The following is a 26,884-nucleotide window of genomic DNA, read 5'->3' on the forward strand; positions in this document are numbered from 1 at the left end:
CTAAGGATATAAGGATACAGAGTTGTGTCTAGCGCAACTCGCTTTCGGCCAGCGTCAGACGGCGCGGTATTAAGCTGCTGTCCCAGTACGGGATTGCCCATTTGAGCAGCGCTTGAGGGCTTGCATCGGCAGCATCATCCGGTGTCGCTTGGCCTAAGGTGCGCAGGGCGCGCAGTAGCATCGGAGTTGCTTGATCAGCCTTTAATGGTGGGGAGCGATAGGACTTGCCCAGCTTGTGGCCATCGGGCTGAACGATCAGGGGCACATGCAAATAGCGTGGTTGGGCGAAACCGAGCAGCTCCTGCAGGTACAACTGACGGGGTGTCGAGTCGAGCAGGTCGGCTCCGCGCACCACATCGGTGATGCCTTGCCAGGCATCATCGAGCACCACCGCTAACTGGTAGGCATACAAACCGTCGCGACGACGAATTACCATATCGCCGACTTCCTGGCCCAAGTGCTGACGGAATTCGCCCTGCACCCGATCGGTAAAGTGATACTCAAGTTCAGGCACGCGCAAGCGGATTGCCGCGTCATCGAGTGGTTTGCCGAGGTTGCGACAAAAACCAGGGTATATTCCGTTGTGAGGTTCCAGTTGCTTGCGTGAACAGGTGCAGGCGTAGGCAAGTCCCTGGCTGAACAGCTGCTCTAAAACGTGCTGATAGTGCTCATGGCGCTCGCTTTGGCGTATCCACTCACCATCCCATTCGAAGCCATAATTCTCCAGCGAGGTCATGATCGCCGCTTGGGCGCCGAGCATTTCGCGAGGTGGATCAAGGTCTTCCATGCGGACCAGCCAGCGTCCACCGACAGCGCGCGCATCCAGATAGGACGCCAGAGCCGCGACGAGAGAGCCAAAGTGCAGGTAACCGCTGGGAGTGGGGGCAAAGCGCCCAATGTAGACAGAATTATTCATGCTAGCGAGCCAGGTTTAGACAACCCAATGCATGCCAGTGTGCTGGAGAGAGCACAGGGCAGAAACAAAACGGGGCGCCTTGGCGCCCCGTTTTTCAGATCAGGAACCGACCTGCTTTTCTTTGATTTCCGCTAGCGTCTTGCAGTCAATGCAAAGCGTTGCAGTTGGGCGGGCTTCAAGACGGCGGATGCCGATTTCCACACCGCACGACTCACACCAGCCGTAATCTTCGTCTTCGATTAGCTGCAGGGTTTCGTCAATTTTCTTGATCAGCTTGCGCTCACGATCACGGGCGCGCAGTTCCAGGCTGAACTCTTCTTCCTGGCTGGCACGATCCGCTGGATCCGGGAAATTGGCTGCTTCGTCCTGCATGTGGTGAACTGTGCGATCGACTTCTTGCATCAACTCCAGCTTCCACTTGTTGAGGATGCCGGTGAAATGCGCACGCATAGGCTCACCCATGTACTCTTCACCCTTTGTTTCCTGGTAGGGTTCGAAGCCACGAATCAGTTGACCGCTTTTTGCTTTTGCTTTGGTGGGCATGGATGACCGCCTCTCACTTTCTCAATTCTACTGCGCAGGATGATATCCATTAGCCGATTTTCGGTCGGCCCTGCGGCTGCAAGCGGGCGAACTTACCAGAACAATACCCATCGCGCTACTCCCGGTTGTCTAGAGCGTGACGGTTTTTCCAGCTCGATGCGCTTATATGCGTCTGTTTTTATTGGTAATCCGCCTTTGCATCTGCAGCAGAGCCCTGTGGTAGATGGCTTGCAGCGATTTCGTCGGCTGTTCAGGAAAGAAGGTAATAAGCAGTAGATTTAATTGTTTTTATTTTGTCTAAGACGTTTACGGGCGACTTCGCTGCCGTTTTACTTGCCGGTTGGTTAGAATCCACCGTTTGTTTACTTGCCAAGGCAGTTCCATGGCCCATCCCTACAGTGCACGCAGCCGCGCAATTGAACCCTTCCACGTGATGGCGCTGCTGGCCCGCGCGAACCAGTTACAAGCGGACGGCCATGATGTTATTCACCTTGAAATCGGCGAGCCGGATTTCACCACCGCCGCACCAATAGTGGCGGCGGGTCAGGCCGCGTTGGCTGCCGGGCACACCCGCTACACGCCGGCACGCGGCATTGTGCAACTGCGTGAGGCGATTTCGACTTTTTATGCACAGCGCTATCAGCTCGATATTGACCCGCAACGGATACTGATCACGCCGGGCGGTTCCGGCGCATTGCTGTTGACCAGCAGCTTGTTGGTGGACCCGGGCAAGCATTGGTTGCTGGCTGACCCCGGTTATCCGTGTAATCGGCATTTCCTGCGCTTGATCGAAGGGGCGGCGCAGTTGGTTCCGGTTGGCCCCGATGTGCGTTATCAGCTAACGCCTGAACTGGTTGCCCGGCATTGGGATGCCTCGAGTGTCGGCGCCTTGGTTGCATCGCCGGCCAACCCGACAGGCACTATCCTGCAGCGCGATGAGTTGGCGGGCTTGTCTCAAGCCGTTAAACAACGTGGCGGCCATTTGGTGGTTGATGAGATCTATCACGGCCTGACGTACGGCGTTGAAGCCGCCAGTGTGCTTGAGGTCGACAATGAGGCCTTTGTGCTTAACAGCTTCTCCAAGTATTTCGGCATGACCGGCTGGCGCCTGGGCTGGATGGTCGCGCCGGAGGCGGCGGTGCCTGAGCTTGAGAAACTGGCGCAAAACCTCTACATCAGTGCGCCGAGTATGGCCCAGCATGCGGCGCTGGCTTGTTTTGAGCCCGCCACTATCGAAATTCTCGAGCAGCGCCGCGAACAGTTCGGTAAGCGTCGAGACTTCTTGCTGCCGGCGCTGCGTGAGTTGGGCTTTAAAATTGCGGTGGAGCCGGAGGGCGCCTTCTATTTATATGCAGACATCTCCGAATTCGGTGGCGACGCCTTTGCTTTCTGCGAACATTTTCTCGAAACCGAACATATCGCGTTCACCCCCGGGCTGGATTTTGGCCGCCATCAGGCCGCGCAACATTTACGTTTTGCCTATACACAAAGCTTGCCGCGCCTGCAGGAAGCGGTCGAGCGCATCGCCCGGGGTCTGAAAAGCTGGGGTGCCCGTGCAGTTTGATCCACCGCTGGAAGAAGGCCGCTTGCTGCGTCGCTATAAAAGGTTTTTGGCGGATATCGAAACCACGGGCGGCGAGCTAATGACGATTCACTGCGCCAACACTGGCTCAATGCTCAACTGCATGAGTGAAGGCGCGCGGGTTTGGTTTAGTCGCTCCAATGACCCGAAGCGCAAGTTGCCGGGCAGTTGGGAAATAGGCGAAACGCCCCATGGACGTCTGGCGTGTATTAATACAGCGCGCGCCAATGCGTTGGTTGAAGAGGCGCTCCATGCTGGGGTTATTACCGAACTCGAGGGCTTTACCGCGCTTAAGCGCGAGGTGCCTTACGGACAGGAGCGCAGCCGGATTGATTTTCGCCTTGAATACCCTTCAGGTTTCGCCTTCGTTGAAGTTAAAAGTGTCACCTTGGGGTTTGCCGAGACCGATGTAGCCGCCTTTCCCGATGCCCGTACTGAGCGCGGCGCCAAGCATTTGCGTGAGTTGGCTGCGCTGGCGAGAGGTGGCGTGCGGGCCGTGCAGCTTTATTGCGTGAACTTGTCTGGGATCACAGCTGTGCGCCCCGCCAGTGAAATAGACCCGGCCTACGCCTCTGCATTGGGTGAGGCCAAGGACGCCGGGGTTGAAGTCTTGGCGTACGGGGTGGATATCAGTCCGGCAGGAATTCGTGTCGCACGTCCCTTGGACGTGAAGCTCTAAATCGCACAACTTATAGGGCGTGCTGTGCGAGGTTGACCCAGATACCTTGCTCGTCCTCTTTACAGCCCAGAGCATCCAGTGATTGCCCCGCGCACGGCCCGGCGACGCACTCGCCGGAGTCAATCAGGAACAAGGCGCCATGCGTGGCGCATTGGATCAAGCTGGCGCTGCTGTCGAGAAATTGGTCGGGCAGCCATTCCAGCGATACGCCGCGATGTGGGCAGCTGTTGCGATAGGCAAACACCTGCGCATCTTTACGCACGATCAACAGCTTTTGCCCGGCGACTTCAAAACCGAGGCTCCGGCTTTCTGCAAGCGCCTCACTGGCGCATAGATACATCATGAGACTCTCCACAATTAGCGCGCATTATCGCGCATCTTGTGGTGAGCAGAATAGGGTGCGCGTCCTTGCGCGATTTTTTACGCCGGGTGGCTGACGTTTTTTTTCGGCCACCATTTCTGGTCGTCTGTTTAGTACTGCCAGGATGCGGACACCCGCACACTGCGCCCGACTTCACTGTAGTAGTCATCAGGTTGAACCCGTGCGCCGTCGGGTACGTTGAGCGCGTTCCAGTATTTCTTGTCGAGCAGGTTGAACACACCGGCTTGCAGCTTGACCCCGTCTAACGCCGCAGGCTGCCAATAAGCGGTCATGTCGACGACGCCATATCCGGGGGCTTTGAAGTCGGCATCTGTTTCAACATGGTCGCGGGCGCTGGCGGCGGTCAGCATCAAGTCGCTGCCGAAACGCTCATGTTCGTAGCTCAAGCCGACAGTAGTTGTCAGGGGGGCAACCGAGTTTAGGTCTTGATTGGTTTTACGGTCTTCACCGCGCGCCCAGGCAACAGCACCCCAAAGTTTCCAGTCTTGGGCAAAGCCCCAATGAGCGGTCGCTTCGGCGCCGTAGATACGGACCTTGTCACGGTTTTCAGTGCGGGTGACACCGAATGGATAATCGCTGGCATCAAGCCCCAAGTCAGCGATTTGCTGGCTGTCGAGGGTGACGCCTTCATCAATAAAGTTCTTGTAGTGGTTATCGAAGAGACTCAACGAGCCTCCCAGCTGATTGCTGCCGAATTGGCCGCCAACTTCATAACCATTGCTTTCTTCCGGCTTAAGGTCCGGGTTGCCCACCCGCAGATACGTGCCGGAAGCGCCGTAGTTCATATATAGCTGAGTGGCGTCTGGCGCTTTAAAGCCTTGCGCCCACTGCGCGTAGAGCAACGCTTGTTCAGCTACCTGCCAAGTGGCCAATAGGCTCGCGGACAGCTTGCTGTCATCGCTGTCATCGCTGTCATTGAGCGAGGCGTTGTTGTTTGGATTGACGTTGTTGGCGTAAGCACCGCCTGCATCTGGCTCAACTTGGTAAGCGTCATAGCGCAGGCCAGGGGTTAGTTTAAATACGCCGTCAGCGAAGCTGATCTCATCCGACGCATAAATCGCCCATTGGCGACCCTTGGCTTCTGGGCTGTCGGCCTGATTGGTATGCAGAAAATCACAAGCGCTTGGGCCCATGTATACCGGTGATCCGGGCGAGGGCGTGACCAGGTTGGCAGGGCAATTGTCCTGACCTTTCGAGGCTTGTTCAGTCTCGATCCAGTAAAGCTCACCGCCTAGGCTGAAATCGTGATCTAAGCCCGCAAGCTGCTGCTTTTTACCGACCTCGCCAGTGAAGCCATACAGCGTTTTCTCAATGCGGTTATTACGTTGGAAAACCCCACTTGGGTATTTATAAGGATTTTCTGGAACGCCAAACATCTGGAATACAAAGTCGGGAATACCCGCGCGGGAGTCTAGGCCGCGCACGGCGTCCTGATCATCTTCGCGCTGGATTTTCTGCCAGTAGGTAATGGCATGTGCACGATCAATCCAGCCATCGCTGTCTAGCGCTTTGAAGTCGTAGTCGACCGATAAACGCTGGCGCTTGGTGTCCTCTTGAGTGCTGTTTTCGCCGGCGAGGTACGTGGTGCCTTGGCCGGTGCGTGTGTCGATGTCATTTTCGCGCTTGAAATACTCAGCGGTAAACCCCAGCTGCTGCCCGCCATCGAACTCCTGTTGTAACTTGAACAGGGTGTTATGACGGTCAACCTCTGCCGGGTTGGCTTCGGTGCGCAGAGTGCCCAGCACATTGTCATTGCCTGCAGTTTCCAGCTCATCACCTTGACGCTTGCCGGCTTGCAGCAGCCACTTGGTGTTGTTGTAGCGACCCGCTAGCGCTGCATTCAGTCCCCAACTGTTATCAGCACTGTCGTAATCAGTTTTGGCCAATGAGGCAAAGTCTTTGCCTTCGCTCAGCAGGTCATCCGGGTTGAGCGTAAACAACTGCACCGCGCCGCCCAGCGCACCGGAACCGGCTTGGCTGGAGTTCGCCCCCCGCACAATATCAACTGACGACAAGCTGTTGAAGTCAATTGCATCCAAACCGCCCTGAGCCCCGCCAGTTGGGCCTTGGCTTCGCGCGCCATCGGTCATCCAAGGCACGCGAATACCGTCGATGGTGGTCAGTACCCGATCACGATCAAGCCCGCGAATATTGATGCTCTCATTGCTGCGATTAAAGTTCACGCCGGGTTCAGAGCGTCGCCCCAAGTCATCAAAGCTGCGGATAAAACGCTTATCCAATTCTTCAGCATCGGTGCGAGTTGTAGTCGGCAGCGGTGTCTGGACTGGCGCGCCAGTAACTTCAGTGTCGGGCAATTGAGCAGGTTCTGAAGCCGCCATGCTTAAAGAAGGGCTGAGCAACATAAGCGTCAGGTATGAGCGCAAGGGAAAGGGTGCAGTGGCAAACATGAAAACTCCTGAAGGGGTGTGTTGGGCAGCTTCTGTGAGTGCTTGTTGGCATTTGCGCAAACAGTAATGATATTGATATGCTATTGCAAATGATTATCACTTAACAAATAAAAATACCCATCGCCCTTTGCTGGTGCGGATATCAGTGCCACGCCAGTGAAAAACGTTAATTTGGAGCCGTTCAGCTATGAGTAATCTCAACCCTGTGCAAGCCAGTGATCTTTATCGAAACTGGCAACAACTTCGGGGCACCCAGCCTCGACTGCGCGCACGTGATGCAGCCGCGCACCTGAGCGTTAGCGAGGCTGAGTTGGTCGCCAGTCGCTTGGGGGTTGATACCGTGCGTTTGCGCCCTGATTGGGCTGAACTGCTGCCTGCGTTTGGCGAATTGGGCTATGTCATGGCGCTGACGCGAAACGAGCATTGCGTGCATGAACGCAAAGGCCTTTACCGCGACGTCACCGTCAGCGCTGGCGGGCAAATGGGCTTGGTGGTTTCGCCCGATATCGACCTGCGCTTGTTTCTGGGCGGCTGGAACAGTGTATTTGCGATCACTGAGCCGACCGACAAAGGCACTCAGCGCAGCATTCAGATGTTTGACCATCAAGGCATGGCCGTTCACAAAGTGTTCTTGACCGATGCCAGCAACTTGGCCGGATGGGAGCCGTTGCTGGAGCGCTTCCGTGCCTCGCAGCAATCTGCCGAGTTGCAACTGCAGGCGCTGCCTGCGCCCCAAACGCTCAAGGCGGACAGCGAGATTGATCAGCAAGCCCTGCGCGAAGGTTGGTCTGCGTTAAAAGACACGCATCACTTTTTTGCCTTGCTGCGAAAACACGGTGCAGCGCGCACCCAAGCGTTACGCCTAGCGGGCAGCGAGTGGGCTGAACCCTTGGATCCGACTGAGTTGACCCGCGCCATGGAGCAGGCGGGTGAGCGCGACATCGCCATTATGGTATTTGTCGGCAACCGCCATTGCATCCAGATCCACACTGGTCCTGTGCGCAAACTGCGCTGGATGGACACTTGGTTCAATGTGCTTGACCCAGAATTCAATTTGCACCTTAAAACTCCAGCCATCACCGAGCTCTGGCGCGTGCGTAAACCGAGCAGTGACGGGGTTATCACCAGCCTGGAGGCGTTTGACGCTGATGGTGAGTTGGTGATCCAACTGTTTGGTGCGCGTAAGCCCGGTATCCCAGAGCTCAGAACCTGGCGTGAGTTAGTGGAATCTCTGCCGGTAGCCGCGCAATAGCGCCTATTGTTCTATTGCACGGGTGTTAACGCAGCGCGCGTTGGCGCCTTGAGCGGATAGGGATCCGCTGAAAAAGGTCGCGAGCGCCGGGAGTACAAGGCGAAAAGGTGCGAGAAGGCGCAGTTTAGTTGTTCTAAATGAGCACTTTGAGCAGTTTTTCAACGCAGTAATCTTTAGCGCAGCAGTTTTTCAGAGATTCCATTGGTGTCATGGAGTATATGAGTATGTGGATTGGTCGAGTTGTTGTAAGTCTGGCGGCAGGTTTGATGTTCTGGGGTATCGCCCAGGCCGAACCGCTGCCGCAACGTTGGGTTAGTGCAGGTGGTTCTATCAGTGAGTGGGTGGTTGAACTGGGCGGCGAGTCGAAGCTGGTCGGTGTAGACACCACCAGCCAGCATCCCGCTGCTTTGCGCGAGTTGCCCAGTATTGGTTATCAACGTCAGCTTGCCGTCGAAGGCATTCTCGCGCTGAAGCCGGATGTCATGATCGGTAGCGATGAAATGGGGCCGCCGCCGGTGCTGAGCCAGCTGCAAGGTGCCGGGGTGAATATTGAGCGTTTGTCTGTTAGCCCGCAGTTATCGGCATTGCAAGGTAGCCTGCAGCGCATTGGAGAATTGCTCGGTGACCCGCCACGTGCAACGCAGGTATTTGCCGCGTATCAACAGCGGTTAGAACGTCAGCAGCAGTGGGTCAGCCAAGCGCAGGCAAAGCAAACTGCACCTAAGGTGTTGTTGCTACTCGGGCATACTGGCGGCAGTCCTATGGCCGGTGGCATTGAGACCTCGGCAGATTGGATTATCAAGCAAGCAGGCGGAATCAATCTGGCCACTCACCGTGGGTATAAAGCCTTGTCTAGCGAGGCGCTTATCGGGCTTGATCCGCAGGTGATTGTTATTGCGGATCGCAGCCTTGAGGGCGAACAAGCCAAACAAGCGTTGCTTAAGCACAACCCGGCTCTGGCCGCGACTCGCGCTGCACGTGACGGGCGCCTTATCAGCCTTGATCCGACTTTGTTGGTCGGTGGTTTAGGCCCGCGTTTACCAGATGGACTGGCGGCCTTGTCCGCAGCCTTTTATCCTGAGCGCCAACCTTTGACTGCTGACGCCAAGTTGACCCCATGAAATTAGTTGTCCAACCACGCTTACTGCTGATTGCGCTGGGCGTGCTGCTGGTGTGCGCCTTCAGCTTGTCTTTGGCATTGGGGCCGGTGAGTCTGACCCCTGCAGATACCGTGAAAGCCTTGCTAAACCTCGTGGGTATGCCCGTGGTTGGGGCTGAGCAAGCGCAATTGATCATTGAGCAAATTCGCATGCCCCGCAGCCTTTTAGGGGCTGCGGTGGGTGCTGTGTTGGCGCTGTGCGGGGTGGCGATGCAAGGGCTGTTTCGTAACCCGCTGGCAGACCCGGGTTTGGTCGGCGTCTCTAGCGGTGCAGCGTTGGGCGCTGCCATGGCAATTGTCGGTGGCACAATGTTCGGCGGTATTCCTGCTGCTATCTCGCCTTATCTATTGTCGGCCTGTGCCTTTGCGGGTGGACTGCTGGTAACCGCACTGGTCTACCGGCTGGGTCGCCGCGATGGTGTTACCCATGTTGGCACCATGCTCTTGGCTGGCATCGCCTTGACCGCACTGGCTGGCGCTGCAATTGGTTTATTCACCTACCTGGCAGATGACGCCACATTGCGCACCCTGACTTTTTGGAATCTGGGCAGCCTTAATGGCGCCAGTTATCCGCGGCTTTGGCCTTTGCTGATTGTCACTGTGGCTGTTGGCATGTGGTTACCGCGTCGTGCCAGTGCTCTAAATGCGTTATTGCTGGGTGAGTCTGAGGCGCGGCATTTGGGTATTGATGTCGAGCGGGTCAAGCGTGAGCTGGTGTTCTGCACCGCGTTGGGTGTTGGTGCGGCTGTAGCGGCTGCGGGCATGATCGGCTTTATTGGCTTGGTGGTTCCCCATGTGGTCAGGTTGCTGGCCGGCCCTGATCATCGCTTATTGCTGCCTGCATCGGCGTTGGCGGGTGCCAGTTTGTTGCTCTTCGCTGATTTGTTTGCCCGGCTGATACTCGCACCCGCGGAATTGCCAATCGGCATTGTCACCGCGTTAATCGGTGCGCCGTTCTTTCTCTACTTATTATTGCGGGGGCGCGCCTGATGTTGCGAGCCGAGAATGTAGCGGTCAAGCGCGGGCCATGCACGGTGTTATCTGGAATTAGCCTGGCGTTGCTACCAGGCCAAGTGCTGGGCGTGTTGGGTCCCAATGGAGCGGGTAAAAGTACGTTGCTTGGGGCGTTAAGCGGCGAGCTTGAGACCACTGAAGGCGAGGTGTTTCTGGATCAGCGACGGTTGGCGGAGTGGCCCGGCAGTGAAAGAGCGCGGCGGTTAGCCGTGTTGCCGCAAAGTTCGACGCTTAATTTTGGCTTTCTGGTCGAAGAGGTCGTAGCCATGGGGCGATTGCCGCACGCCAGCGGTGCTGCGCGCGATGCTGAGATCATCGCCCAGGCCTTAACGGCTGCTGATGCCGCGCATTTGACCGGACGCAGCTATTTGGCTTTATCTGGTGGTGAACGTCAGCGTGTCCATTTAGCCCGTGTGCTTGCGCAATTGTGGCCGGGCAGTGAAGGGCAGACCTTACTACTGGATGAGCCGACATCGATGCTTGATCCACTTCATCAACACACCACATTGCAGGCCACGCGCACGTTTGCCGAAGGCGGGGCTGCGGTGATGGTAATTTTGCATGACCTTAATCTGGCCGCGCGCTATTGCGATCAACTGCTGCTGCTCGATCAAGGGCGAGCCTGCTTACTTGGCAGTCCGGCAGAGGTTCTGCGCGCTGAGCCGCTGCGTGAAGTATTCGGCCTTGAAGTGTTAATTCAGCAACACCCAGAGCGGGGGCATCCGCTGGTGATAGCGCGATAAGGAAGGGTTATGCGATTCGCTTTATTGATCTGTATCGGTTTGCTCGCAGGTTGTCAGGCGGCGCTGCCGACGCTGCCTGAATGGCAAAGCCCGCAAGGCCGAGACGCCGCCAACCTGGGACAAATTAAAGATTTGCGCAGCGGTGAGTTGCTCACTGCATCTGAATTGGTGGAGCGGTTGTCTGCGGCTGGCCAAGTATTAATCGGCGAGCAGCATGACAACCCCGATCACCATGCGCTGGAATTGTGGTTGCTACGCGCGATGGCCAGTCAGCGTGAGCAGGGCAGCATCGTGTTGGAGATGCTCACCAGTAGCCAGCAAAGTGCGGTCGATGAGGCGCAGAAAACCCTGCAAGCAGGTCAGCCAATTGCCGATTTAGCCAAGCAGCTTGATTGGCAACAAGGCTGGGACTGGTCAATGTATGGGCCAATCGTGCGCTATGCGCTGGAGCAACGAGCCAACCTGCTGGCGGCGAATCTGGATCGCGCAGAGATGATGCAGATCTACCGCAAGCAGCCAGTACTCAGTGGCAGCGCATCCACGGCCCAAGCAGTACGTGAGCCTTTGCTTGAGCAAATCCGCGAGTCGCATTGCGGCTTGCTTCCCGACAGCCAGCTGCCCGCCATGTTGGTGGTGCAACAGCAACGTGATCGGCGGATGGCTGAACGTCTGCAGCAGGCAGACAAACCTGCGGTATTACTGGCGGGTGCCTTTCATGTGCGCCGCGATCTGGGCGTGCCTGTACATCTGCGTGATCTTGGCGACAGCACCATCAATGCTGTGCTGATTTTCAGTGAGGTGGGTAAGCCGGTCAGCGCCGATCAAGCCGATTACGTCTGGTACACCGCCGCAGTGGAAGACAAAGACCACTGTGCTGAGTTACGTAAGCCTTAATCCTGCTGTACGTTGCGACAACGTGAGGCTTGTCCACCATGGGTGGTAAAGCTGCAGATATTTGTAGCCATCAAAGGTGGCCGAAAAAAGCGTCGGCCACTCTACGGCGCAGATGAACGGCTGTGAATGGTGCGCAGATGAAGCGGAGTCCACGTGAGTGGTCTGTGTTGCGCAGGCAAAAAAAGACCCGGCAAAGATGCCGGGTCAATAACCGTGATTAGCCTGATGAGGAGATAATCTGAAGAGGCCGACCGAAGGTCTCTTGAGGTTATCAGCTGATCTCGCGACCAGATGATTGAATAATAACAATTCTCATTATCATGTCAACACTCCGATGAAATTAATTTCAAAGAGCTTTTTATGGGCAAAAAAAAGACCCGGCAAAAGTGCCGGGTCAATAACCGTGATTAGCCTGATGAGGAGATAAACTGGAGAGGCCGACTGAAGGTCTCTGAAGAATATCGGCTGATCTCGCGATCAGTTGAGTTAATAATAACAATTCTCATTATCATGTCAACAGGCATTTTTCAGTTTTTTCGAGCCGGCGATTTTCATCGATGGCAGATGCAACAAAGCCGGCTTCAGGCCGGCTCTGTCATCAGCGTGTACGGCTACTTGGCTTCGTTGCTCAAGCGTAATTGGGTGACTTCTTTATTGAGCAGGTCGATGCGCCGGGCCATGTTCTCGATCAGGCTGTGGGCGATGCGTGGGTTACTTTGCATCAGGCTGAGAAACTGGTCTTTGGGGATGAGCATGACGGTGCATGCTTCAGAGGCGATAACCGTGGCGCTGCGAGGTTCGTGGGTGAATACGGCCATGGCACCAAAGATTTCATCTTTCTGCACATCACCGACTTTATGCCCGTCAACGAAAGCCTCTGCATGACCGTCGATGATCACGAACACATGCTCGGCTTCGTCACCTTGGTGGATCAGCTCTTCGCCTGCGGCAAAGTGCTGGAAGCCGGTTGAGGGGCGAATGTCGGGTTGCTTCAGGCGGACCAGCGCATCGGACAATAACGCGGTGTGGCCAATCAGGTATTGAATCAGCAGTTCTTGGCGGCGCTGGTCAGCGTAGATGTGATTGAACGCGTCTACCCGCGAGTAGGGGATCAAACTCAGGGGCTCATCGCAGCTGTAGCGACAGCTGGGCAGGTCAAGCCCTTGGCGCAAACCGAGCAGGTCGCCTTCTTGCAAGTAGAACAGCGGGCGTTCGTCGACCAAGGCATGCAGTAAGCCATTCTCTATGAGGAATAGGTTGTTTTCGGGCAGGCAGCTATTCAGATCATCGTTCTGATCGAGATGAATGATCTCTCCCGAGGGGGCCAAACCTTCCAGCAACTGGCTGGGAATACTCTGCAGCCGGTTAATCAGCTGGTCAGCGTAAGTGGGTTGCTCCCCGAGTAGATACATAATGTGATTCCTTGAACTGGCTTGGCAGGCATAAACGCACGAACATCCCTCCGACAATATGCTGGGCTGCAGTTTTGGTAAATCACTCTTGGTGGAGGTTGTGAGCTAGCTCTTATTGCGCGAGCTTCCTGCGTCCAATTGGCCATTTAATTCGGCTTTATGCGCCTCTGGCAGCTCGTTCCAGTAGACATCAAGCAGCGCGCCCTCAATTGAATAGAGCAATACTTTTGATGCTCTGAAGCCACGCGCCTTGACCGCTCGATAGGCGCTGACTGCGCCGAGCCTGCGCAGGTCGTTGGCGCTATGGATCCCAGCCGCATGCAGCCACTGCGCAGATGTTTTCCCCAAGTTTTTCAGGTGTTGCAGCTCATCGTTCATCGAGCCTCCATGGCGCCGCTAATCTGCGGTTTTTAGCAATCGCTGTTATCTACCTGAACGAAAGTGTAGCGGCACCTGAGAAAAGTGTGGCGAATTGACATCCTTGCTGTTCCGGCAAGCGCAGCAGGCTCATAAATCAAGGATGGAAAGGGCAGGGATCAGGTCATCGAAACACGTGGGGAAAGGTATTTGATGACACCGGGGCAGATTGCCTGCCCCGGTGCTATTTGCAGCTGTTACAAGCCTGGCAAGCGCTGGCGGATGCGCGCAACCAAACTGTCAAGGCTGGCGCTGTCATTGGTTTCAATGCATTGCTCGTTGACCCGTTCAGTGGTGGTCAATGCTTCGCGATTGGCCAGTTGTGCCTCGACCACTGACATCGTTGCATCTGATGGATCTTGGCCTTCATGCTGACGCTGCTTGAGCCAGCCAGCAATAATCTCAGTCGGTGCATTGCAGCTGAGGATCAAAAACGGCACGCCCGTTTCTTCGGCGATCTGCATGGCGGCTTGACGCTGCTCATGCTTGAGATAGGTGGCGTCAATCACCACAGGGAAGCCGGCATGCAGGGCGGCATCAGCAATCTCATGCAGGCGTTGGTAGGTTGCAATGCTAGCGTCTTGATCGTAGATGCCTTGGTTTTGCTTGCCTTTATTGGCGTCTGTTTGTTCGCCAAACAGGCGTTTACGCTCGACATCAGAACGCAAGCGAATGGCGCCAAGGGCTTCCACCATGCGCATGGCGACCTGGCTTTTGCCAACCGCAGAGACGCCATGGGTGATGGCCAGGAAGCGTGAAGGAATCGAGCTGTAGCTTTCAGCCAAGGCGGCGTATTTGCGGTATTGGCGTAAAATAACCTTTCGCTGCACCGCGCTTTGCTCTTGTCCCAAGCGGAACAGGCTGACCTTGCCACGTACCATCGCGCGGTAGGCTTTGTAGAAGTTGAGCAATTCAAGCGATGCGTAATCGCCGGTGTGCTCCAGCCAATTGCTGACGAAGCGCCGCGCCAGGCATTTGAGGCCACGGTCTTCAAGGTCCATGACCAGAAACCCAACATCTGCAGTCACGTCTGTCATGCGAAACGGTTCGTTGAATTCAATGCAGTCAAACAAGGTGACTTTGCCGTCGAGCATTGTGATGTTGCCAAGGTGAATATCCCCATGGCATTCACGAATAAAGCCCTCTGTCTTGCGTTTTGCCAGCAGTGGCTTCAGGCGGTCAAAGCTGGTTTCTGCCCATGCTTGGAGTGCATCGAGTTGCTGCAGATCGGCTTTGTCCGAAAGCATCGCGCGCGCTTGTTCGAAGTTTTGCATGACCGGAGCCATGACTGCTTCTGGTGTTCCCAACGGGTGATCTTGTGGAACCTGTGGGGCGCTCAGGTGAAAGTGGGCAATTTGCTCGGCCAAGGCGTCTATGTGGGCTTCGCTGAGCTCTCCGCGCGCTTGTATCTCGCTGAGCATCTGCTCTTGCGGGAACTGACGCATTTTAAGCGCGTAATCAATTACCGGCCCCTCTGCAGAGAAGTTGGGTGCGTCCGCGCTGCCGCTTATTGTTACAACCTCTAAGTACAGGCCTTTGGCCAATCGCTGGTTGAGACGCAGCTCCTCAGTGCAAAAATGCTCGCGTGCGCTTAAGTCGGTGAAGTCGAGAAAACCAAAATTAACCGGTTTTTTGATCTTGTAGGCATATTCACCAGTGAGCAGCACCCAGGAAATATGGGTTTCAATCACTTGAAAGCTATCGACCGGATGCGGGTACAAGGCCGGGTTCTGCAGGGCTTCAATCAGGGCTTGGCTCACGGAGGGTCCTTGGATTTAAACGACAAATAGTGGCGCTCATTATGGCCTCTGAACGTCAGTCTGCAAACTGGCGGGCGGCTCCTGCTTGCGCCCGGTAAAATGCGTATAATGCCGCGCCATGACTCGACCTAAATCTTCCCGTTCCCGTTCTAAACGTCGCTCGCGCGGCACTCGTCCTTGGCTTGGCTGGGCTGTAAAGCTTGGTTTAGTTGGCTTAGTGGTGTTTGCAGGCTTTGCGGTTTACCTCGATGCAGTTGTCCAAGAGAAATTCTCCGGCAAGCGTTGGACTGTGCCCGCCAAGGTCTATGCCAGACCTCTGGAGCTGTTCGTCGGTGAAAAACTGGCGAAGAGTGACTTCCTTAAAGAACTGGATGCATTGGGCTATCGCCGTGAAAAAACCGTTGACGGGCCGGGTGGGGTTTCAGTTTCGGGTAACAGCATTGAGCTGTATTCGCGGGGCTTTCAGTTTTATGAAGGTGCTGAGCCTGCGCAGCATGTGAATGTGCGGTTCTCGGGTGACTATGTGGCTGGCCTGGCGAAGGCTAACGGCGGCAAGCTCGCGGTGGCGCGTCTGGAGCCGATGCTGATTGGCGGTTTGTACCCTGCGCAGCGTGAAGACCGGGTGCTGATCAAGCTGGATCAGGTCCCACCTTATTTAGTGGAGACCTTGGTGGCAGTGGAAGACCGCGAGTTCTTCAATCACCATGGTGTGTCGCCCAAATCCATTGCCCGTGCTATCTGGGTAAATGCCTCGTCTGGTCAATTGCGTCAGGGCGGCAGTACCTTGACCCAGCAGTTGGTGAAAAACTTTTATCTGACTAACGAGCGTAGCCTCACACGCAAAGCCACGGAAGCGATGATGGCTTTGCTGCTGGAACTGCATTACGACAAGAATGACATCCTTGAGGCTTACCTCAATGAAGTATTCCTGGGGCAAGATGGCAGCCGTTCCGTGCATGGCTTTGGGTTGGCCAGCCAGTACTTCTTTAGCCAGCCATTGTCTGAGTTGCACCTGGAGCAAGTCGCATTGTTGGTCGGCATGGTCAAAGGGCCGAGCTATTACAACCCGCGACGTCATCCTGAACGTGCTAAAACCCGCCGCGATATGATTCTTGATCTGCTCGCAACCCAAGGCGTGGTTACCCCTGAGCAAGCCGCTGCAGCCAAGGCGCGGCCGTTGGGTGTGACCACCCGCGGCAGCATGTCGAATGGCTCGTTCCCGGCCTTCCTCGATCTGGTTAAGCGTCAACTGCGCCAAGATTATCGTGATGAAGATTTAACTGAGGAAGGCCTGCGCATCTTCACCAGTTTTGACCCGATCATGCAGCTCAAGGCCGAGGACTCACTCAGTCAAACACTCAAGCGGCTGTCGGGCCGTAAAGGTGTCGATAAGGTTGAAGCGGGCATGGTTGTCACCAATCCAGAGACGGGTGAGGTTCAGGCTTTGCTGGGTGGGCGTCAGCGTAACTTTGCCGGCTTCAACCGGGCGATAGATGCGGTGCGTCCGATCGGCTCGTTGGTCAAGCCTGCGGTATACCTGACTGCGCTGGAGCAGCCTAGCAAGTACACCTTGACCAGCTTTATCAAGGATGAAGCGTTTTCGGTGAAGGGCCAAGATGGCCAGGTGTGGCGTCCGCAGAACTATGATCGCAAGTCCCACGGTACGATTTTTCTGTATCAGGGCTTGGCCCACTCCTACAACCTGTCGACTTCCAAGTTAGGCTTGGAACTGGGTGTGCCGAACGTACTCAAAACCTTGGCGCGTCTCGGTGTTGAGCGTGAATGGCCTGCGTATCCGTCAATGCTGCTGGGTGCAGGTTCGTTGAGCCCGATGGAAGTGGCGGGGATGTATCAGACTATTGCCAATGGCGGTTTTAATACGCCATTACGTGGTATTCGTAGCGTGCTGACGGCAGAAGGCGAGCCACTCAAACGCTATCCGTTCCAGATTCAACAACGTTTTGACGCCGGTTCGATTTACCTGCTGCAAAACGCGATGCAGCGAGTGATGCGTGAAGGCACTGGACGCTCTGTTTACAGCACGCTGCCACGGTCGCTGAACTTGGCAGGCAAGACCGGCACCAGTAATGACTCGCGTGACAGCTGGTTTGCTGGTTTCAGTCAGGATGTGCTGGCGGTTGTCTGGTTGGGCCGTGACGATAACGGCCCAACACCGCTTACCGGTGCATCTGGCGCGCTGCAGGTGTGGACCAGTTTCATGGGTAAAGCCGATCCGCTGCCGTTGGATATGCCGCAACCTGATAACGTGGTTCAGGCATGGGTTGATGCGAAGACGGGTCAAGGTTCTGATTCTAGCTGCCCGGGTGCCGTGCAGATGCCGTATATTCGCGGCAGTGAGCCAGCACCTGGCTCGGGATGTGGTATTCAAGCTCCGGTTGACTCGGTCATGGACTGGGTTCGTGGCTGGATGAATTAAGGGAAGAGGGCATAACGTGATTAAGTGGTTGATTCCAGTATTAACAGCTTCGGCAGTATTGGCCGGTTGCTCCAGCGTGCCAAATGGCTCGATCCCCGTCGTGGATTCCGGTGCCCCGGCCTCTGCCAATCGTATGGATCGCGTTGGCGGTGGGGCTGCGCCTACCAATGCGCCACAAACTCAGCCGCAAGATTCAGGGGTTGTGGTGATGATCCCGGGCACCCCTGGTGGCTCTGGTAGCCAACCTTTGATTACTTCCCCAATTACCACCGGGCCGATTACCACCGATTCGGCGCCGACGAATCCTTATTCACAGCCAAGTGCGCCGCAAGCGCCTGCCAGCAATAGCGGCAGTTCTTCTGGTGCTGCAGGTGGCTTATCTGCGGATGAACAATTGGATGGCCCAGTGCTGGCGCTGTTGACCACGGCACAACAGCAACAAGGCGGTGGCGATTTGGACGGTGCGGCCTCAAGTCTTGAGCGCGCCCAGCGTATCGCGCCGCGTGAGCCACAGGTGCTTTATCGTCTGGCTGAAGTCCGTCTGGCTCAAGGTGATGCGGCGCAAGCCGAACAGTTTGCTCGCCGTGGCCTGAGCTATGCCAATGGCCGCCCACAACTGCAGGCAAGCTTGTGGGATCTGGTTGCGCAGGCTCGTGAAAAGCAAGGTGATGCTGCTGGCGCAGCCCAAGCCCGCGAGCGCGCGAAGGCCACTTTGTAATGGATGCACGGACACTTGAAGTAGCTGAGCAGTTGCTGTTGATCGAGCGCGAACTGCGCACGCAGGGGTGGTGGGCCGATTTGCCGCCCAGCGATGAGGCCATGGCCAGCCATGAACCTTTTTGCGTCGACAGCATGCCATTTGATCAATGGCTGCAATGGATCTTCTTGCCGCGTATGAAGGTGATACTTGAGCAGGGCGCGCCGCTGCCAAACGTCTCCGGTATTCAGCCAATGGCGGAGCAGGTGTATGGGGTGGGCAATGCTCAGTCGCGCGAGCTAATCAAATTGCTCGGCGAGTTTGACGAAATACTGACTGGCGCAAACTGAGTCGCGCCGCAGGTTGTTTTAGCTTTAAAACTGCCAGCTTTACTGGCAGTTTTCGCTAATGGCTTTCTTGGTTTCAGCAATGCGTTTCTGCCGCTCTTCCTCGCTGATCCGCCGGACTTCCCCATCGATTTCCACACGAACACGCGGGTTGTTCTCTATTTGCGCGAGACTGGTTCGCACATCCGTGCAGTACTGTTTACGTTCGGCTTCCTTGGCCGCCACTTCCTGCTTGACCTTCTTGTCGATCTCAGCTTGTTCTGGGTCAGCGATGTCGTTGAAGGTCGGCGCAGGGTCGTCTATCGCAGGCTCGCCTGATGGCGTCGGCACTGCGGTATTGATTTCAGTGCTCTGCTGGCCTTGTGGCGGCTGCGCGCCAAAATGGGTCACCCCTTGTGCGTCAACCCACTTATAAACCTGGCTTGCCATCGCTGCAGAGCTGAAAGCGAGTAGCAGGCTGGTGGTGAGAATCATACGGCGCATGCTGTTTCCTTAGTAAGTACTGCGATGCCTAAGATTACTATAACCAATAGCCTTAGAGCGTCATCCTGCGCTATGTCACAGCAGAAGTTTGTCGATTCATGCACAGATTACTTGACTTAAAGGTCGGCAATCCCAACAATCCCACGTTCGCTGTAGTGGAGTCAGCCGCAAGCAGGCTTTAGCTCAGTAGAGATGAGGTGCACACCCGCGCCGACCTTGCAACACCCGCAACGCGTTACCTCGCGCTGGGTGGGAAGTCCCCGCAACACTTTGGGGCGTTCCCAATACTTGCTCAGTAGTAGCTGACGTACGTCGGCGACCACCGTCGCTCATGCTCTGCTTAGCAGTAAAACCTATTTTAGACCGTTCCCTTATGGACGGTTTCTGGCGTTTAGAGGTGATCAACGTGGAGCTTTTATCCGGCGCTGAAATGGTCGTGCGCTTTTTGCGTGACGAAGGCGTTAAAAATATTTACGGGTACCCAGGTGGTGCCTTGCTGCATATCTATGATGCGCTGTTCAAAGAACCAGAGGTGAACCACATTTTGGTTCGCCATGAACAAGCCGCAACGCATATGGCCGATGGCTACGCTCGCGCGACAGGCAAAGCTGGCGTGGTGCTGGTGACCTCAGGTCCCGGTGCAACCAACGCAGTTACCGGTATCGCCACTGCCTACATGGACTCCATTCCGATGGTGGTTCTGTCGGGTCAGGTACCGAGCAGCATGGTCGGCACCGATGCTTTCCAGGAAACCGACATGATCGGTATCTCGCGTCCTATCGTGAAGCATAGCTTTATGATCAAGCACGCCTCAGAAATTCCTGAAGTGTTGAAAAAAGCCTTCTACCTGGCTGAGTCAGGTCGCCCGGGCCCGGTTGTTGTCGACATTCCGAAAGACATGACCAATCCGGCCGAGAAGTTCGAGTACGTCTTCCCGAAGAAGGTCAAACTGCGTTCTTATAGCCCAGCTTTGCGCGGCCACTCAGGTCAGATTCGCAAGGCGGCTGAAGTCCTGCTCGCGGCCAAGCGTCCGATCATCTACTCCGGTGGTGGCGTTATCTTGGGTCATGCGGCTGAGCCACTGACCGAACTGGCGCAGATGCTCAATCTCCCTGTGACCAACACGCTTATGGGCTTGGGCGGCTATCCGGGTACGGATCGTCAATTCCTCGGTATGCTCGGCATGCACGGCAGCTACACCGCCAACTTGGCAATGCACCACGCGGATGTGATTTTCGCCGTTGGCGCGCGCTTCGATGACCGTGTAATCAATGGCCCAGCCAAGTTCTGCCCGAATGCAAAGATTATCCACATCGATATCGATCCGGCTTCGATCTCCAAGACCATCAAGGCTGATGTGCCGATTGTCGGTCCGGTTGAGAGCGTACTGACCGAGATGGTCGCGATCCTCAAGGAAATTGGCGAGAAGCCAAACAAAGAGGCGCTGGCCAGCTGGTGGAAGCAGATTGGAGAATGGCGCGGTGATCGCGGCATGTTCCCTTACGACAAGGGTGACGGCACCATCATCAAGCCGCAAACAGTGATCGAGACACTGAGCGAAGTGACGGATGGCAATGCCTATGTCACCTCCGACGTGGGCCAGCATCAGATGTTTGCTGCGCAGTACTACCGCTTCAACAAGCCGAACCGTTGGATCAACTCTGGCGGTCTGGGCACCATGGGCTTTGGTTTCCCGGCGGCAATGGGCGTCAAGCTGAGCTTCCCGGATGATGACGTTGCTTGCGTAACCGGTGAAGGCAGCATCCAGATGAATATTCAGGAGCTGTCGACCTGCCTGCAGTACGGCTTGCCGGTGAAAATCGTCAATCTGAACAACGGTGCGTTGGGCATGGTGCGCCAGTGGCAGGACATGAACTACAACAGCCGTCACTCGCACTCTTATATGGAGTCCCTGCCGGACTTCGTTAAGTTGGCCGAGGCCTATGGCCACGTTGGCATGCGCATCACTGACCTTAAAGACCTGAAACCGATGATGGAAAAAGCCTTCGCGATGAAAGATCGCCTGGTGTTCCTCGATATTCAGGTTGATACCAGTGAGCACGTCTACCCGATGCATATCAAAGACGGTGCAATGCGCGACATGTGGCTGAGCAAGACGGAGCGGACTTAATCATGCGACACATTATTTCCCTGTTGCTGGAAAACGAGCCAGGTGCATTGTCCCGCGTGGTGGGCCTGTTCTCTCAGCGTAATTACAACATCGAAAGCCTGACCGTAGCGCCCACTGAAGACCCGACCCTGTCGCGCCTGACGTTGACGACGGCTGGCCATGATGACGTCATCGAACAGATCACCAAAAACCTCAACAAGCTGGTCGAGGTGGTCAAGCTGGTTGACCTGTCAGAGAGCTCGCACATCGAGCGTGAACTGATGCTGGTTAAGGTCAAGGCGACAGGCGCTCAGCGCGCCGAGGTCAAGCGCACAACGGATATCTTCCGTGGCCAGATCGTCGATGTTACTACCAGCGTGTACACGATTCAGTTAACGGGTACGAGCGACAAGCTCGACAGCTTTATTCAGGCTGTAGGCACCGCCTCGATTCTGGAAACTGTGCGCAGTGGCGTTACCGGCATTGCTCGTGGCGACAAGGTACTGAGCATCTGATTGCGCTGAATTAAAAAGACCCCGCAGATTTTGCGGGGTTTTTTTTAGCTTTTTATCTGCGTTGGCGATTCCAAAACGCATTAATCAGCGGCTCTTTCAGGTGTTTTTCCAGAGCAAAAAGGCCAATGTCGTAAGCGGTGAGTGGTGGCTGGATATCATAAGTGCGAATGCGCGTGGTCAACGGGCTGTTGTCGAGCACGATTTGCGGTACTACGCCAATGCCAAAACCCAGGCTTACCATGCTGACGATGGCTTCGTTGCCGCTGACCTGGGCATATATTCGCGGTTTGATGTTGTGGCTTTTCAGCCAGCGATCAGTGCGCGTGCGCGCCAAGCTTTCTTCCGAGAGGATCATTGGCACATCGCGCCAACTCGCTGCACTTGGGTGCTTGACCTGTTCGTCGGTTAATAGCTGAGGCGACTGGGGGCCGATAAAGCAGAGCGCTGAGCGGGCAATGGGTTGAAATGCAACCCCGGCGGGCAGGCTATCGGGGCGGGCGCCGATGGCCAAGTCTTCAAGGCCTTCTTGCACGCGCTCAACTGCCTTTGCGGCGTCGCCTGTGTGCAGCTTCATCTCAATGCGTGGAAAATCCTGGCGGAAGCTGCTGAGAATGTCATAGAGAAAGCTGTAGCTGGCCGTCACCGAACAATACAGCGAGAGATCCCCTTGCAGGATCAGTTGATCCTGTTTGAAGGTCTGACGCATGGATTGCCAGCCACTGATCACCTCTTTGGCATACTCGCGGAACTGCTGCCCTTCACGGGTCAGGCGAACCGAGCGATTGTCGCGCAGAAACAGCGTTGCGCCGAGTTCGTCTTCAAGCTGCTTGATGCTGCGGCTCAGAGCGGAAGGGCTGACGTGCTGCTCGCGGCTGGTTTTACCGAAGTGCAGGTTGTCTGCTAAAGACAGGAAAAGTATAAGTGCGTGGCTATCCATGGTTATTTCATATATCGGCATGTTGTGTTGCAAATATATCATTTTACGCAATGGGTTTGATCACTTAAAGTGTCTCAGTCGCGGTGCTTGCACCCACTCATTCTTCGATTAAAAGAGCCAAGAACATGAAAGTTTATTACGACAAAGACTGTGACCTCTCGATCATCCAAGGCAAGAAAGTTGCTGTTATCGGCTACGGTTCGCAAGGCCACGCTCAAGCGTGCAACCTGAAAGACTCCGGTGTAGATGTCACTGTTGGCCTGCGTAAAGGTTCTTCAACTGTCGCCAAGGCTGAAGCCCACGGCTTGAAAGTTGCTGATGTAGCCACTGCTGTTGCGGGTGCTGATCTGGTCATGATCCTGACGCCAGACGAATTCCAATCGCAGTTGTACAAGAATGAAATCGAGCCGAACATCAAGCAGGGCGCTACGTTGGCCTTCTCCCACGGTTTCGCGATTCATTACAACCAGGTTGTTCCGCGCAGCGACCTCGACGTGATCATGATCGCGCCAAAAGCACCGGGCCACACTGTGCGTTCCGAGTTCGTAAAAGGCGCTGGCATCCCTGATCTGATCGCCATCTACCAAGATGCTTCGGGCAACGCTAAAAACGTAGCACTGTCTTACGCTTCGGGCGTGGGCGGCGGCCGTACCGGTATCATCGAAACCACGTTCAAAGACGAAACTGAAACCGACCTGTTCGGTGAGCAAGCTGTTTTGTGTGGCGGCTGCGTTGAGCTGGTTAAAGCGGGCTTCGAAACGCTGGTTGAAGCTGGCTACGCGCCGGAAATGGCTTACTTCGAGTGCTTGCACGAGCTGAAGCTGATCGTTGACCTCATGTACGAAGGCGGTATCGCCAACATGAACTACTCGATCTCGAACAATGCTGAGTACGGTGAGTACGTGACGGGTCCAGAAGTGATCAACGCCGAATCCCGTCAGGCTATGCGTAACGCTCTGAAGCGCATTCAAGATGGTGAATACGCCAAGATGTTCATCCAGGAAGGTGCTGCTAACTATCCTTCGATGACTGCTTATCGTCGCAACAACGCTGCCCACGGTATCGAAGTGGTTGGCGAGCAGCTGCGCTCGATGATGCCGTGGATCTCCGCGAACAAGATCGTCGACAAAGCTAAAAACTAAGTCTTAGCGACTTATGAAAAAACGCGGCTTATGGCCGCGTTTTTTTATGCATGACGTATCCTTCTGGTATAAAGCGCGTAATGAATAGGCTTATATAATGTGCTCGGCGCGTTACCATAGGCGCTGAATTTTCAACCCAGTTGTAAGGTAAACCCATGAGCGAACGCCCAGAAGAGCCGAATACGGCTCCCGACGCAGAAAGTCTTTTGCCGGTCGATGAACACGAAGAAGAGGGCCATGACGACGAAGGTCGCAAGGTTCGTCATCGCGGCGTCTATTTGCTGCCTAACTTGTTCACCACCGCCAATTTGTTTGCCGGGTTCTACGCGATCATCAATGCCATGAACGGCAACTACTATGTAGCGGCCGCGGCGGTTTTCGTGGCCATGGTGCTGGACGGTCTCGATGGCCGTGTCGCACGCATGACCAATACCCAAAGTGCATTTGGCGCCGAATATGACTCGTTGTCAGATATGGTTGCCTTCGGCGTTGCACCTGCTTTGCTGGCCTTTGAGTGGGCACTGGGCAGTTTAGGTAAAGTCGGTTGGATGGTTGCCTTTATCTATGTGGCGGGCGCGGCACTGCGGTTGGCTCGCTTCAATACCCAGATTGGCAGCACTGACAAGCGCTACTTTATTGGTTTGGCCAGCCCGGCTGCTGCTGGCGTGGTTGCGGGCACTGTTTGGGCGTTTAGCGATTTCGGTATTCAGGGCTCGAAGATGGCCTTCGTGGTTGCGATCCTGGTTGCTGCTGCGGGTATGTTGATGGTCAGCAATATCAAATACCACAGTTTCAAAGACCTTGATCTGAAGGGGCGGGTACCCTTTGTTGCCATCCTCGCGGTGGTGTTGGGTTTTGCCGTAATCTTTAGTGATCCGCCACGCATCCTGCTGATCATCTTCCTTGCCTATGCGTTTTCGGGGCCGATTCAATATTTGTTGCAGTTACGTCGCCGTAAAAAAGCCGCGTGATGTAATTTCAATGGGGCTTCGTGGTCTACTGGTCAATGTTTACCTGTAGCCGCGGAGTTCCCAATGTTGATCAAGGTTCCTTCTGCATCCGCTTGCAAAGAGTCGGATGTGACCCCTGAAGCGCTTTACCTTTCTCGTCGTACCTTTTTAGGTGGCTCTCTTGCTGGCTTGGCGCTTTCGGCCGTGCCGGGTATGTCGTTTGCGCAAGAGGCCTCGCGCTACCCTGATGTCGAAGCGATTGATGGCCCTGCGTGGTTCCAACAAAAGCTGCAGTCCACCAAGTGGCAAGCTGTCACCGTTAAAGGCGAGGCGATCACGCCATTCAAGGATGCCACGCACTACAACAACTTCTATGAGCTGGGTGCCGACAAAAGCGACCCTGCCGCCAATGCAACTGCACTGAAAACCGAGCCTTGGACCGTGGTTATTGATGGCGAAGTGGCAAAGCCTGGTCGTTATGCATTGGAAGACTTCATCAAGCCTTATGAGTTGGAAGAGCGGATCTACCGCCTGCGCTGTGTAGAGGCATGGTCAATGGTGATTCCATGGATGGGGTTTCCGCTTTCGGCGCTGCTTAAGCAGGTGCAGCCAACCAGCAAGGCAAAATACATTCGTTTTGAAACCCTGGTTGATCGCAAAGACCTGCCAGGGCAGCAGTCGAGCTTTGGCTTGATCGACTGGCCCTATGTTGAGGGCCTGCGCCTCGATGAGGCAATGAATCCACTGGCGATCCTTGCTGTCGGCATGTATGGCCGGGTGCTGCCTAATCAGAACGGTGCACCGCTGCGTTTAGTCGTGCCGTGGAAGTACGGCTTTAAAAGCATAAAGTCGATTGTGCGTATCAGCCTGGTTGAAGAGCAGCCGAAAAGTACCTGGCAGGCGATTGCTGCTGACGAGTACGGTTTCTACGCCAACGTTAACCCGAACGTCGATCACCCACGTTGGACCCAAGCCCGTGAGCGGCGGCTGCCGAGTGGTTTGTTCAGTCCCAATGTCCGCGACACCTTAATGTTTAATGGCTATGGCGATGAAGTCGCATCGCTATATGCCGGTATGGATCTGAAGGTTAACTACTAATGCGTTATCCGCTTTTTCGTTTGCTGGTGTTTGTCGTGATTGCTGCGGTGCCTATGTACTGGTTGTATGAGGCATGGACCTTTGCCCTCGGGCCGGATCCGGGTAAGACGCTGGTCGACCGGCTTGGCTTGGGAACCCTCATCCTGCTCTTTATTACGCTGGCCATGACGCCGCTGCAGAAACTTACGGGGTGGTCGGGCTGGGTCATTACTCGCCGCCAACTGGGCCTTTGGAGCTTTGCCTTTGTCGTCTTGCACCTGAGCGCATATTGCGTGTTTGTCTTGGGGCTCGATTGGGCACAGCTTGGCGTCGAGTTGCGTAAACGCCCTTATATAATAGTAGGGGCCCTTGGTTTCCTCGGTTTGTTGGCGCTCGCAGTAACCTCCAACCGTTACAGTCAGCGGCGTTTGGGGCGACGCTGGAAGAAACTGCACCGTGCTGTATATGGGATTCTGGCCTTGGGTTTGTTGCATATGCTCTGGATAGTCCGGGCTGACCTGAAGGAATGGAGCCTATATGCCTTGATTGGTGCTGCGTTGATGCTCTTGCGTGTGCCGGCTGTAGCCAAGCTTTTACCGCGTATTCGAACGAAAACAGCGAATCCGGTAATAAATCCGCAATAAACCCTTGACGGCAAATCTGAGGTGCCTATAATGCGCACCTCTTCCGGCGTAGACCTCTCGGAAAACCTCTTGTAAAACAAGAAGTTAGCTTAAAAATAGGGGTTGCAAAGCAACGAAAGTTGTGTAGAATGCGCCGGGCTCTGAAGGGTGTTTTAAAGCCTTTTGGAGTGATCGCCACGGTGATCGAAGGCGGTAGAAAAAGAGGTGTTGACAGCGAGTTTGAACGCTGTAGAATGCGCCTCCCGCTAACGAGAAGTTGGTTTGATCGGATAGCGCAAGTGGTTGAGTAGAAACGGTTTTCTTCGGAAAAGAACTTCGAAAAATAGCTTGACAGTAAATGAGGCTGCTGTAGAATGCGCGCCTCGGTTGAGACGAAAGACTTAA

Annotated in this window: 25 protein-coding genes; 16 read left to right on the plus strand and 9 right to left on the minus strand. The window is 55.3% G+C overall.

What is annotated here, in order from left to right:
* Window positions 1–28: 28 nt before the first annotated feature.
* Window positions 29–916 carry a tRNA glutamyl-Q(34) synthetase GluQRS gene (gene gluQRS, locus AACY09_RS19750; RefSeq protein ID WP_339490457.1) on the minus strand — a complete coding sequence of 296 codons (888 nt, stop codon included), beginning with the start codon at window positions 914–916 and terminating at the stop codon, window positions 29–31.
* Window positions 917–1,015: 99 nt separating this feature from the next.
* Window positions 1,016–1,459: an RNA polymerase-binding protein DksA gene (gene dksA / locus AACY09_RS19755; RefSeq protein WP_339490459.1), complete on the minus strand. Its 444-nt coding sequence runs from the start codon at window positions 1,457–1,459 to the stop codon at window positions 1,016–1,018.
* Window positions 1,460–1,841: 382 nt separating this feature from the next.
* On the opposite strand from dksA, the gene AACY09_RS19760 reads away from it, so the two are divergent.
* A complete protein-coding gene (locus tag AACY09_RS19760) occupies window positions 1,842–3,023 on the plus strand; it encodes a pyridoxal phosphate-dependent aminotransferase (RefSeq protein ID WP_339490460.1) in 1,182 nt (393 codons plus the stop codon).
* Window positions 3,013–3,720 (plus strand): DNA/RNA nuclease SfsA, encoded by a 708-nt coding sequence (gene sfsA, locus AACY09_RS19765; protein ID WP_339490461.1) that lies wholly within the window; start codon window positions 3,013–3,015, stop codon window positions 3,718–3,720. Before AACY09_RS19760 ends, sfsA begins: the two co-directional genes overlap by 11 nt.
* A gap of 10 nt (window positions 3,721–3,730) precedes the next feature.
* On the opposite strand, the gene AACY09_RS19770 is transcribed toward sfsA, so the two are convergent.
* Together AACY09_RS19770 and AACY09_RS19775 are read right to left on the minus strand one after the other, a co-directional pair.
* Window positions 3,731–4,063 carry a Rieske (2Fe-2S) protein gene (locus AACY09_RS19770; RefSeq protein ID WP_339490462.1) on the minus strand — a complete coding sequence of 111 codons (333 nt, stop codon included), beginning with the start codon at window positions 4,061–4,063 and terminating at the stop codon, window positions 3,731–3,733.
* Window positions 4,064–4,191: 128 nt separating this feature from the next.
* The gene (locus AACY09_RS19775) at window positions 4,192–6,510 is read right to left on the minus strand and encodes a TonB-dependent hemoglobin/transferrin/lactoferrin family receptor (protein ID WP_339490464.1); all 2,319 of its coding nucleotides are present in this window, start codon (window positions 6,508–6,510) and stop codon (window positions 4,192–4,194) included.
* Window positions 6,511–6,697: 187 nt separating this feature from the next.
* Here AACY09_RS19775 and AACY09_RS19780 point away from each other — a divergent pair, with 187 nt between their 5' ends.
* The 5 genes from AACY09_RS19780 (at window position 6,698) to AACY09_RS19800 (ending at window position 11,572) form a co-directional block, all read left to right on the plus strand.
* Window positions 6,698–7,762, plus strand: coding sequence for a hemin-degrading factor (locus AACY09_RS19780; protein ID WP_339490466.1), 1,065 nt, complete (start codon window positions 6,698–6,700; stop codon window positions 7,760–7,762).
* Window positions 7,763–7,986: 224 nt separating this feature from the next.
* Entirely contained in the window at window positions 7,987–8,883 is an 897-nt protein-coding gene (locus AACY09_RS19785; RefSeq protein WP_339490514.1) for a heme/hemin ABC transporter substrate-binding protein, read from the plus strand.
* Window positions 8,880–9,911 (plus strand): FecCD family ABC transporter permease, encoded by a 1,032-nt coding sequence (locus AACY09_RS19790; protein ID WP_339490467.1) that lies wholly within the window; start codon window positions 8,880–8,882, stop codon window positions 9,909–9,911. Before AACY09_RS19785 ends, AACY09_RS19790 begins: the two co-directional genes overlap by 4 nt.
* Window positions 9,912–9,955: 44 nt before the next feature.
* Window positions 9,956–10,678: a heme ABC transporter ATP-binding protein gene (locus AACY09_RS19795; protein WP_445323898.1), complete on the plus strand. Its 723-nt coding sequence runs from the start codon at window positions 9,956–9,958 to the stop codon at window positions 10,676–10,678.
* A 9-nt stretch (window positions 10,679–10,687) separates the two neighbouring features.
* Window positions 10,688–11,572, plus strand: coding sequence for a ChaN family lipoprotein (locus tag AACY09_RS19800; RefSeq protein WP_339490470.1), 885 nt, complete (start codon window positions 10,688–10,690; stop codon window positions 11,570–11,572).
* Between the two features lie 611 nt (window positions 11,573–12,183).
* On the opposite strand, the gene AACY09_RS19805 is transcribed toward AACY09_RS19800, so the two are convergent.
* The 3 genes from AACY09_RS19805 to AACY09_RS19815 all read right to left on the minus strand — a co-directional run bounded on the left by AACY09_RS19805 (window position 12,184) and on the right by AACY09_RS19815 (window position 15,161).
* The gene (locus tag AACY09_RS19805) at window positions 12,184–12,984 is read right to left on the minus strand and encodes a Crp/Fnr family transcriptional regulator (RefSeq protein ID WP_339490472.1); all 801 of its coding nucleotides are present in this window, start codon (window positions 12,982–12,984) and stop codon (window positions 12,184–12,186) included.
* 105 nt (window positions 12,985–13,089) lie between these two features.
* A complete protein-coding gene (locus AACY09_RS19810; protein WP_087515845.1) occupies window positions 13,090–13,362 on the minus strand; it encodes a TfoX/Sxy family protein in 273 nt (90 codons plus the stop codon).
* A gap of 236 nt (window positions 13,363–13,598) precedes the next feature.
* Complete coding sequence (locus AACY09_RS19815) at window positions 13,599–15,161, minus strand: bifunctional aminoglycoside phosphotransferase/ATP-binding protein (RefSeq protein WP_339490475.1); 1,563 nt, start codon at window positions 15,159–15,161, stop codon at window positions 13,599–13,601.
* A 118-nt stretch (window positions 15,162–15,279) separates the two neighbouring features.
* Between AACY09_RS19815 and mrcB the strand changes: the two genes are divergently transcribed.
* Genes mrcB through AACY09_RS19830 form a run of 3 tightly spaced genes read left to right on the plus strand, consistent with a single transcriptional unit; the run spans window position 15,280 to window position 18,645 of the window.
* Window positions 15,280–17,598, plus strand: coding sequence for a penicillin-binding protein 1B (mrcB, locus tag AACY09_RS19820; RefSeq protein WP_339490477.1), 2,319 nt, complete (start codon window positions 15,280–15,282; stop codon window positions 17,596–17,598).
* A 16-nt stretch (window positions 17,599–17,614) separates the two neighbouring features.
* On the plus strand, window positions 17,615–18,316 hold the full coding sequence (locus AACY09_RS19825; RefSeq protein WP_339490479.1) for a tetratricopeptide repeat protein: 702 nt from the start codon (window positions 17,615–17,617) through the stop codon (window positions 18,314–18,316).
* Complete coding sequence (locus AACY09_RS19830; RefSeq protein ID WP_339490481.1) at window positions 18,316–18,645, plus strand: YqcC family protein; 330 nt, start codon at window positions 18,316–18,318, stop codon at window positions 18,643–18,645. Before AACY09_RS19825 ends, AACY09_RS19830 begins: the two co-directional genes overlap by 1 nt.
* 39 nt (window positions 18,646–18,684) lie before the next feature.
* Here the strand turns inward: AACY09_RS19830 and AACY09_RS19835 are convergent, their stop codons facing one another.
* Window positions 18,685–19,125, minus strand: coding sequence for a DUF4124 domain-containing protein (locus tag AACY09_RS19835; protein WP_339490483.1), 441 nt, complete (start codon window positions 19,123–19,125; stop codon window positions 18,685–18,687).
* Window positions 19,126–19,531: 406 nt separating this feature from the next.
* Here AACY09_RS19835 and AACY09_RS19840 point away from each other — a divergent pair, with 406 nt between their 5' ends.
* Window positions 19,532–21,256, plus strand: coding sequence for an acetolactate synthase 3 large subunit (locus AACY09_RS19840; protein ID WP_339490484.1), 1,725 nt, complete (start codon window positions 19,532–19,534; stop codon window positions 21,254–21,256).
* Between the two features lie 2 nt (window positions 21,257–21,258).
* On the plus strand, window positions 21,259–21,750 hold the full coding sequence (gene ilvN / locus AACY09_RS19845) for an acetolactate synthase small subunit (protein ID WP_339490485.1): 492 nt from the start codon (window positions 21,259–21,261) through the stop codon (window positions 21,748–21,750).
* Window positions 21,751–21,802: 52 nt separating this feature from the next.
* Here the strand turns inward: ilvN and ilvY are convergent, their stop codons facing one another.
* Window positions 21,803–22,687 (minus strand): HTH-type transcriptional activator IlvY, encoded by an 885-nt coding sequence (ilvY, locus tag AACY09_RS19850; protein WP_339490486.1) that lies wholly within the window; start codon window positions 22,685–22,687, stop codon window positions 21,803–21,805.
* 125 nt (window positions 22,688–22,812) lie between these two features.
* Here ilvY and ilvC point away from each other — a divergent pair, with 125 nt between their 5' ends.
* From ilvC to msrQ, 4 genes are all read left to right on the plus strand, one after another.
* On the plus strand, window positions 22,813–23,829 hold the full coding sequence (gene ilvC, locus AACY09_RS19855; protein WP_339490488.1) for a ketol-acid reductoisomerase: 1,017 nt from the start codon (window positions 22,813–22,815) through the stop codon (window positions 23,827–23,829).
* Window positions 23,830–23,984: 155 nt separating this feature from the next.
* Complete coding sequence (gene pssA / locus AACY09_RS19860) at window positions 23,985–24,800, plus strand: CDP-diacylglycerol--serine O-phosphatidyltransferase (protein ID WP_339490490.1); 816 nt, start codon at window positions 23,985–23,987, stop codon at window positions 24,798–24,800.
* Between the two features lie 63 nt (window positions 24,801–24,863).
* A complete protein-coding gene (gene msrP / locus AACY09_RS19865) occupies window positions 24,864–25,877 on the plus strand; it encodes a protein-methionine-sulfoxide reductase catalytic subunit MsrP (RefSeq protein ID WP_339490492.1) in 1,014 nt (337 codons plus the stop codon).
* Window positions 25,877–26,500 (plus strand): protein-methionine-sulfoxide reductase heme-binding subunit MsrQ, encoded by a 624-nt coding sequence (gene msrQ / locus AACY09_RS19870; RefSeq protein WP_339490494.1) that lies wholly within the window; start codon window positions 25,877–25,879, stop codon window positions 26,498–26,500. The genes msrP and msrQ overlap by 1 nt, the downstream gene beginning before the upstream one ends.
* Window positions 26,501–26,884: the final 384 nt, after the last annotated feature.

This window comes from Pseudomonas sp. EL_65y_Pfl2_R95 (assembly GCF_963971045.1).
GTDB lineage: Bacteria > Pseudomonadota > Gammaproteobacteria > Pseudomonadales > Pseudomonadaceae > Aquipseudomonas.

Bases quoted from the DNA above. Each gene is read 5' to 3' on its own strand.
- pssA (WP_339490490.1), top strand. From the start codon at position 23,985: ATGAGCGAACGCCCAGAAGAGCCGAATACGGCTCCCGACGCAGAAAGT.
- mrcB (WP_339490477.1), top strand. From the start codon at position 15,280: ATGACTCGACCTAAATCTTCCCGTTCCCGTTCTAAACGTCGCTCGCGC.
- ilvC (WP_339490488.1), top strand. From the start codon at position 22,813: ATGAAAGTTTATTACGACAAAGACTGTGACCTCTCGATCATCCAAGGC.
- AACY09_RS19805 (WP_339490472.1), bottom strand. From the start codon at position 12,984: ATGTATCTACTCGGGGAGCAACCCACTTACGCTGACCAGCTGATTAAC.
- msrQ (WP_339490494.1), top strand. From the start codon at position 25,877: ATGCGTTATCCGCTTTTTCGTTTGCTGGTGTTTGTCGTGATTGCTGCG.
- ilvY (WP_339490486.1), bottom strand. From the start codon at position 22,687: ATGGATAGCCACGCACTTATACTTTTCCTGTCTTTAGCAGACAACCTG.
- AACY09_RS19780 (WP_339490466.1), top strand. From the start codon at position 6,698: ATGAGTAATCTCAACCCTGTGCAAGCCAGTGATCTTTATCGAAACTGG.
- AACY09_RS19800 (WP_339490470.1), top strand. From the start codon at position 10,688: ATGCGATTCGCTTTATTGATCTGTATCGGTTTGCTCGCAGGTTGTCAG.
- AACY09_RS19770 (WP_339490462.1), bottom strand. From the start codon at position 4,063: ATGATGTATCTATGCGCCAGTGAGGCGCTTGCAGAAAGCCGGAGCCTC.
- AACY09_RS19830 (WP_339490481.1), top strand. From the start codon at position 18,316: ATGGATGCACGGACACTTGAAGTAGCTGAGCAGTTGCTGTTGATCGAG.
- dksA (WP_339490459.1), bottom strand. From the start codon at position 1,459: ATGCCCACCAAAGCAAAAGCAAAAAGCGGTCAACTGATTCGTGGCTTC.
- msrP (WP_339490492.1), top strand. From the start codon at position 24,864: ATGTTGATCAAGGTTCCTTCTGCATCCGCTTGCAAAGAGTCGGATGTG.
- AACY09_RS19810 (WP_087515845.1), bottom strand. From the start codon at position 13,362: ATGAACGATGAGCTGCAACACCTGAAAAACTTGGGGAAAACATCTGCG.
- ilvN (WP_339490485.1), top strand. From the start codon at position 21,259: ATGCGACACATTATTTCCCTGTTGCTGGAAAACGAGCCAGGTGCATTG.
- AACY09_RS19775 (WP_339490464.1), bottom strand. From the start codon at position 6,510: ATGTTTGCCACTGCACCCTTTCCCTTGCGCTCATACCTGACGCTTATG.
- AACY09_RS19835 (WP_339490483.1), bottom strand. From the start codon at position 19,125: ATGCGCCGTATGATTCTCACCACCAGCCTGCTACTCGCTTTCAGCTCT.
- AACY09_RS19785 (WP_339490514.1), top strand. From the start codon at position 7,987: ATGTGGATTGGTCGAGTTGTTGTAAGTCTGGCGGCAGGTTTGATGTTC.
- AACY09_RS19790 (WP_339490467.1), top strand. From the start codon at position 8,880: ATGAAATTAGTTGTCCAACCACGCTTACTGCTGATTGCGCTGGGCGTG.
- AACY09_RS19760 (WP_339490460.1), top strand. From the start codon at position 1,842: ATGGCCCATCCCTACAGTGCACGCAGCCGCGCAATTGAACCCTTCCAC.
- gluQRS (WP_339490457.1), bottom strand. From the start codon at position 916: ATGAATAATTCTGTCTACATTGGGCGCTTTGCCCCCACTCCCAGCGGT.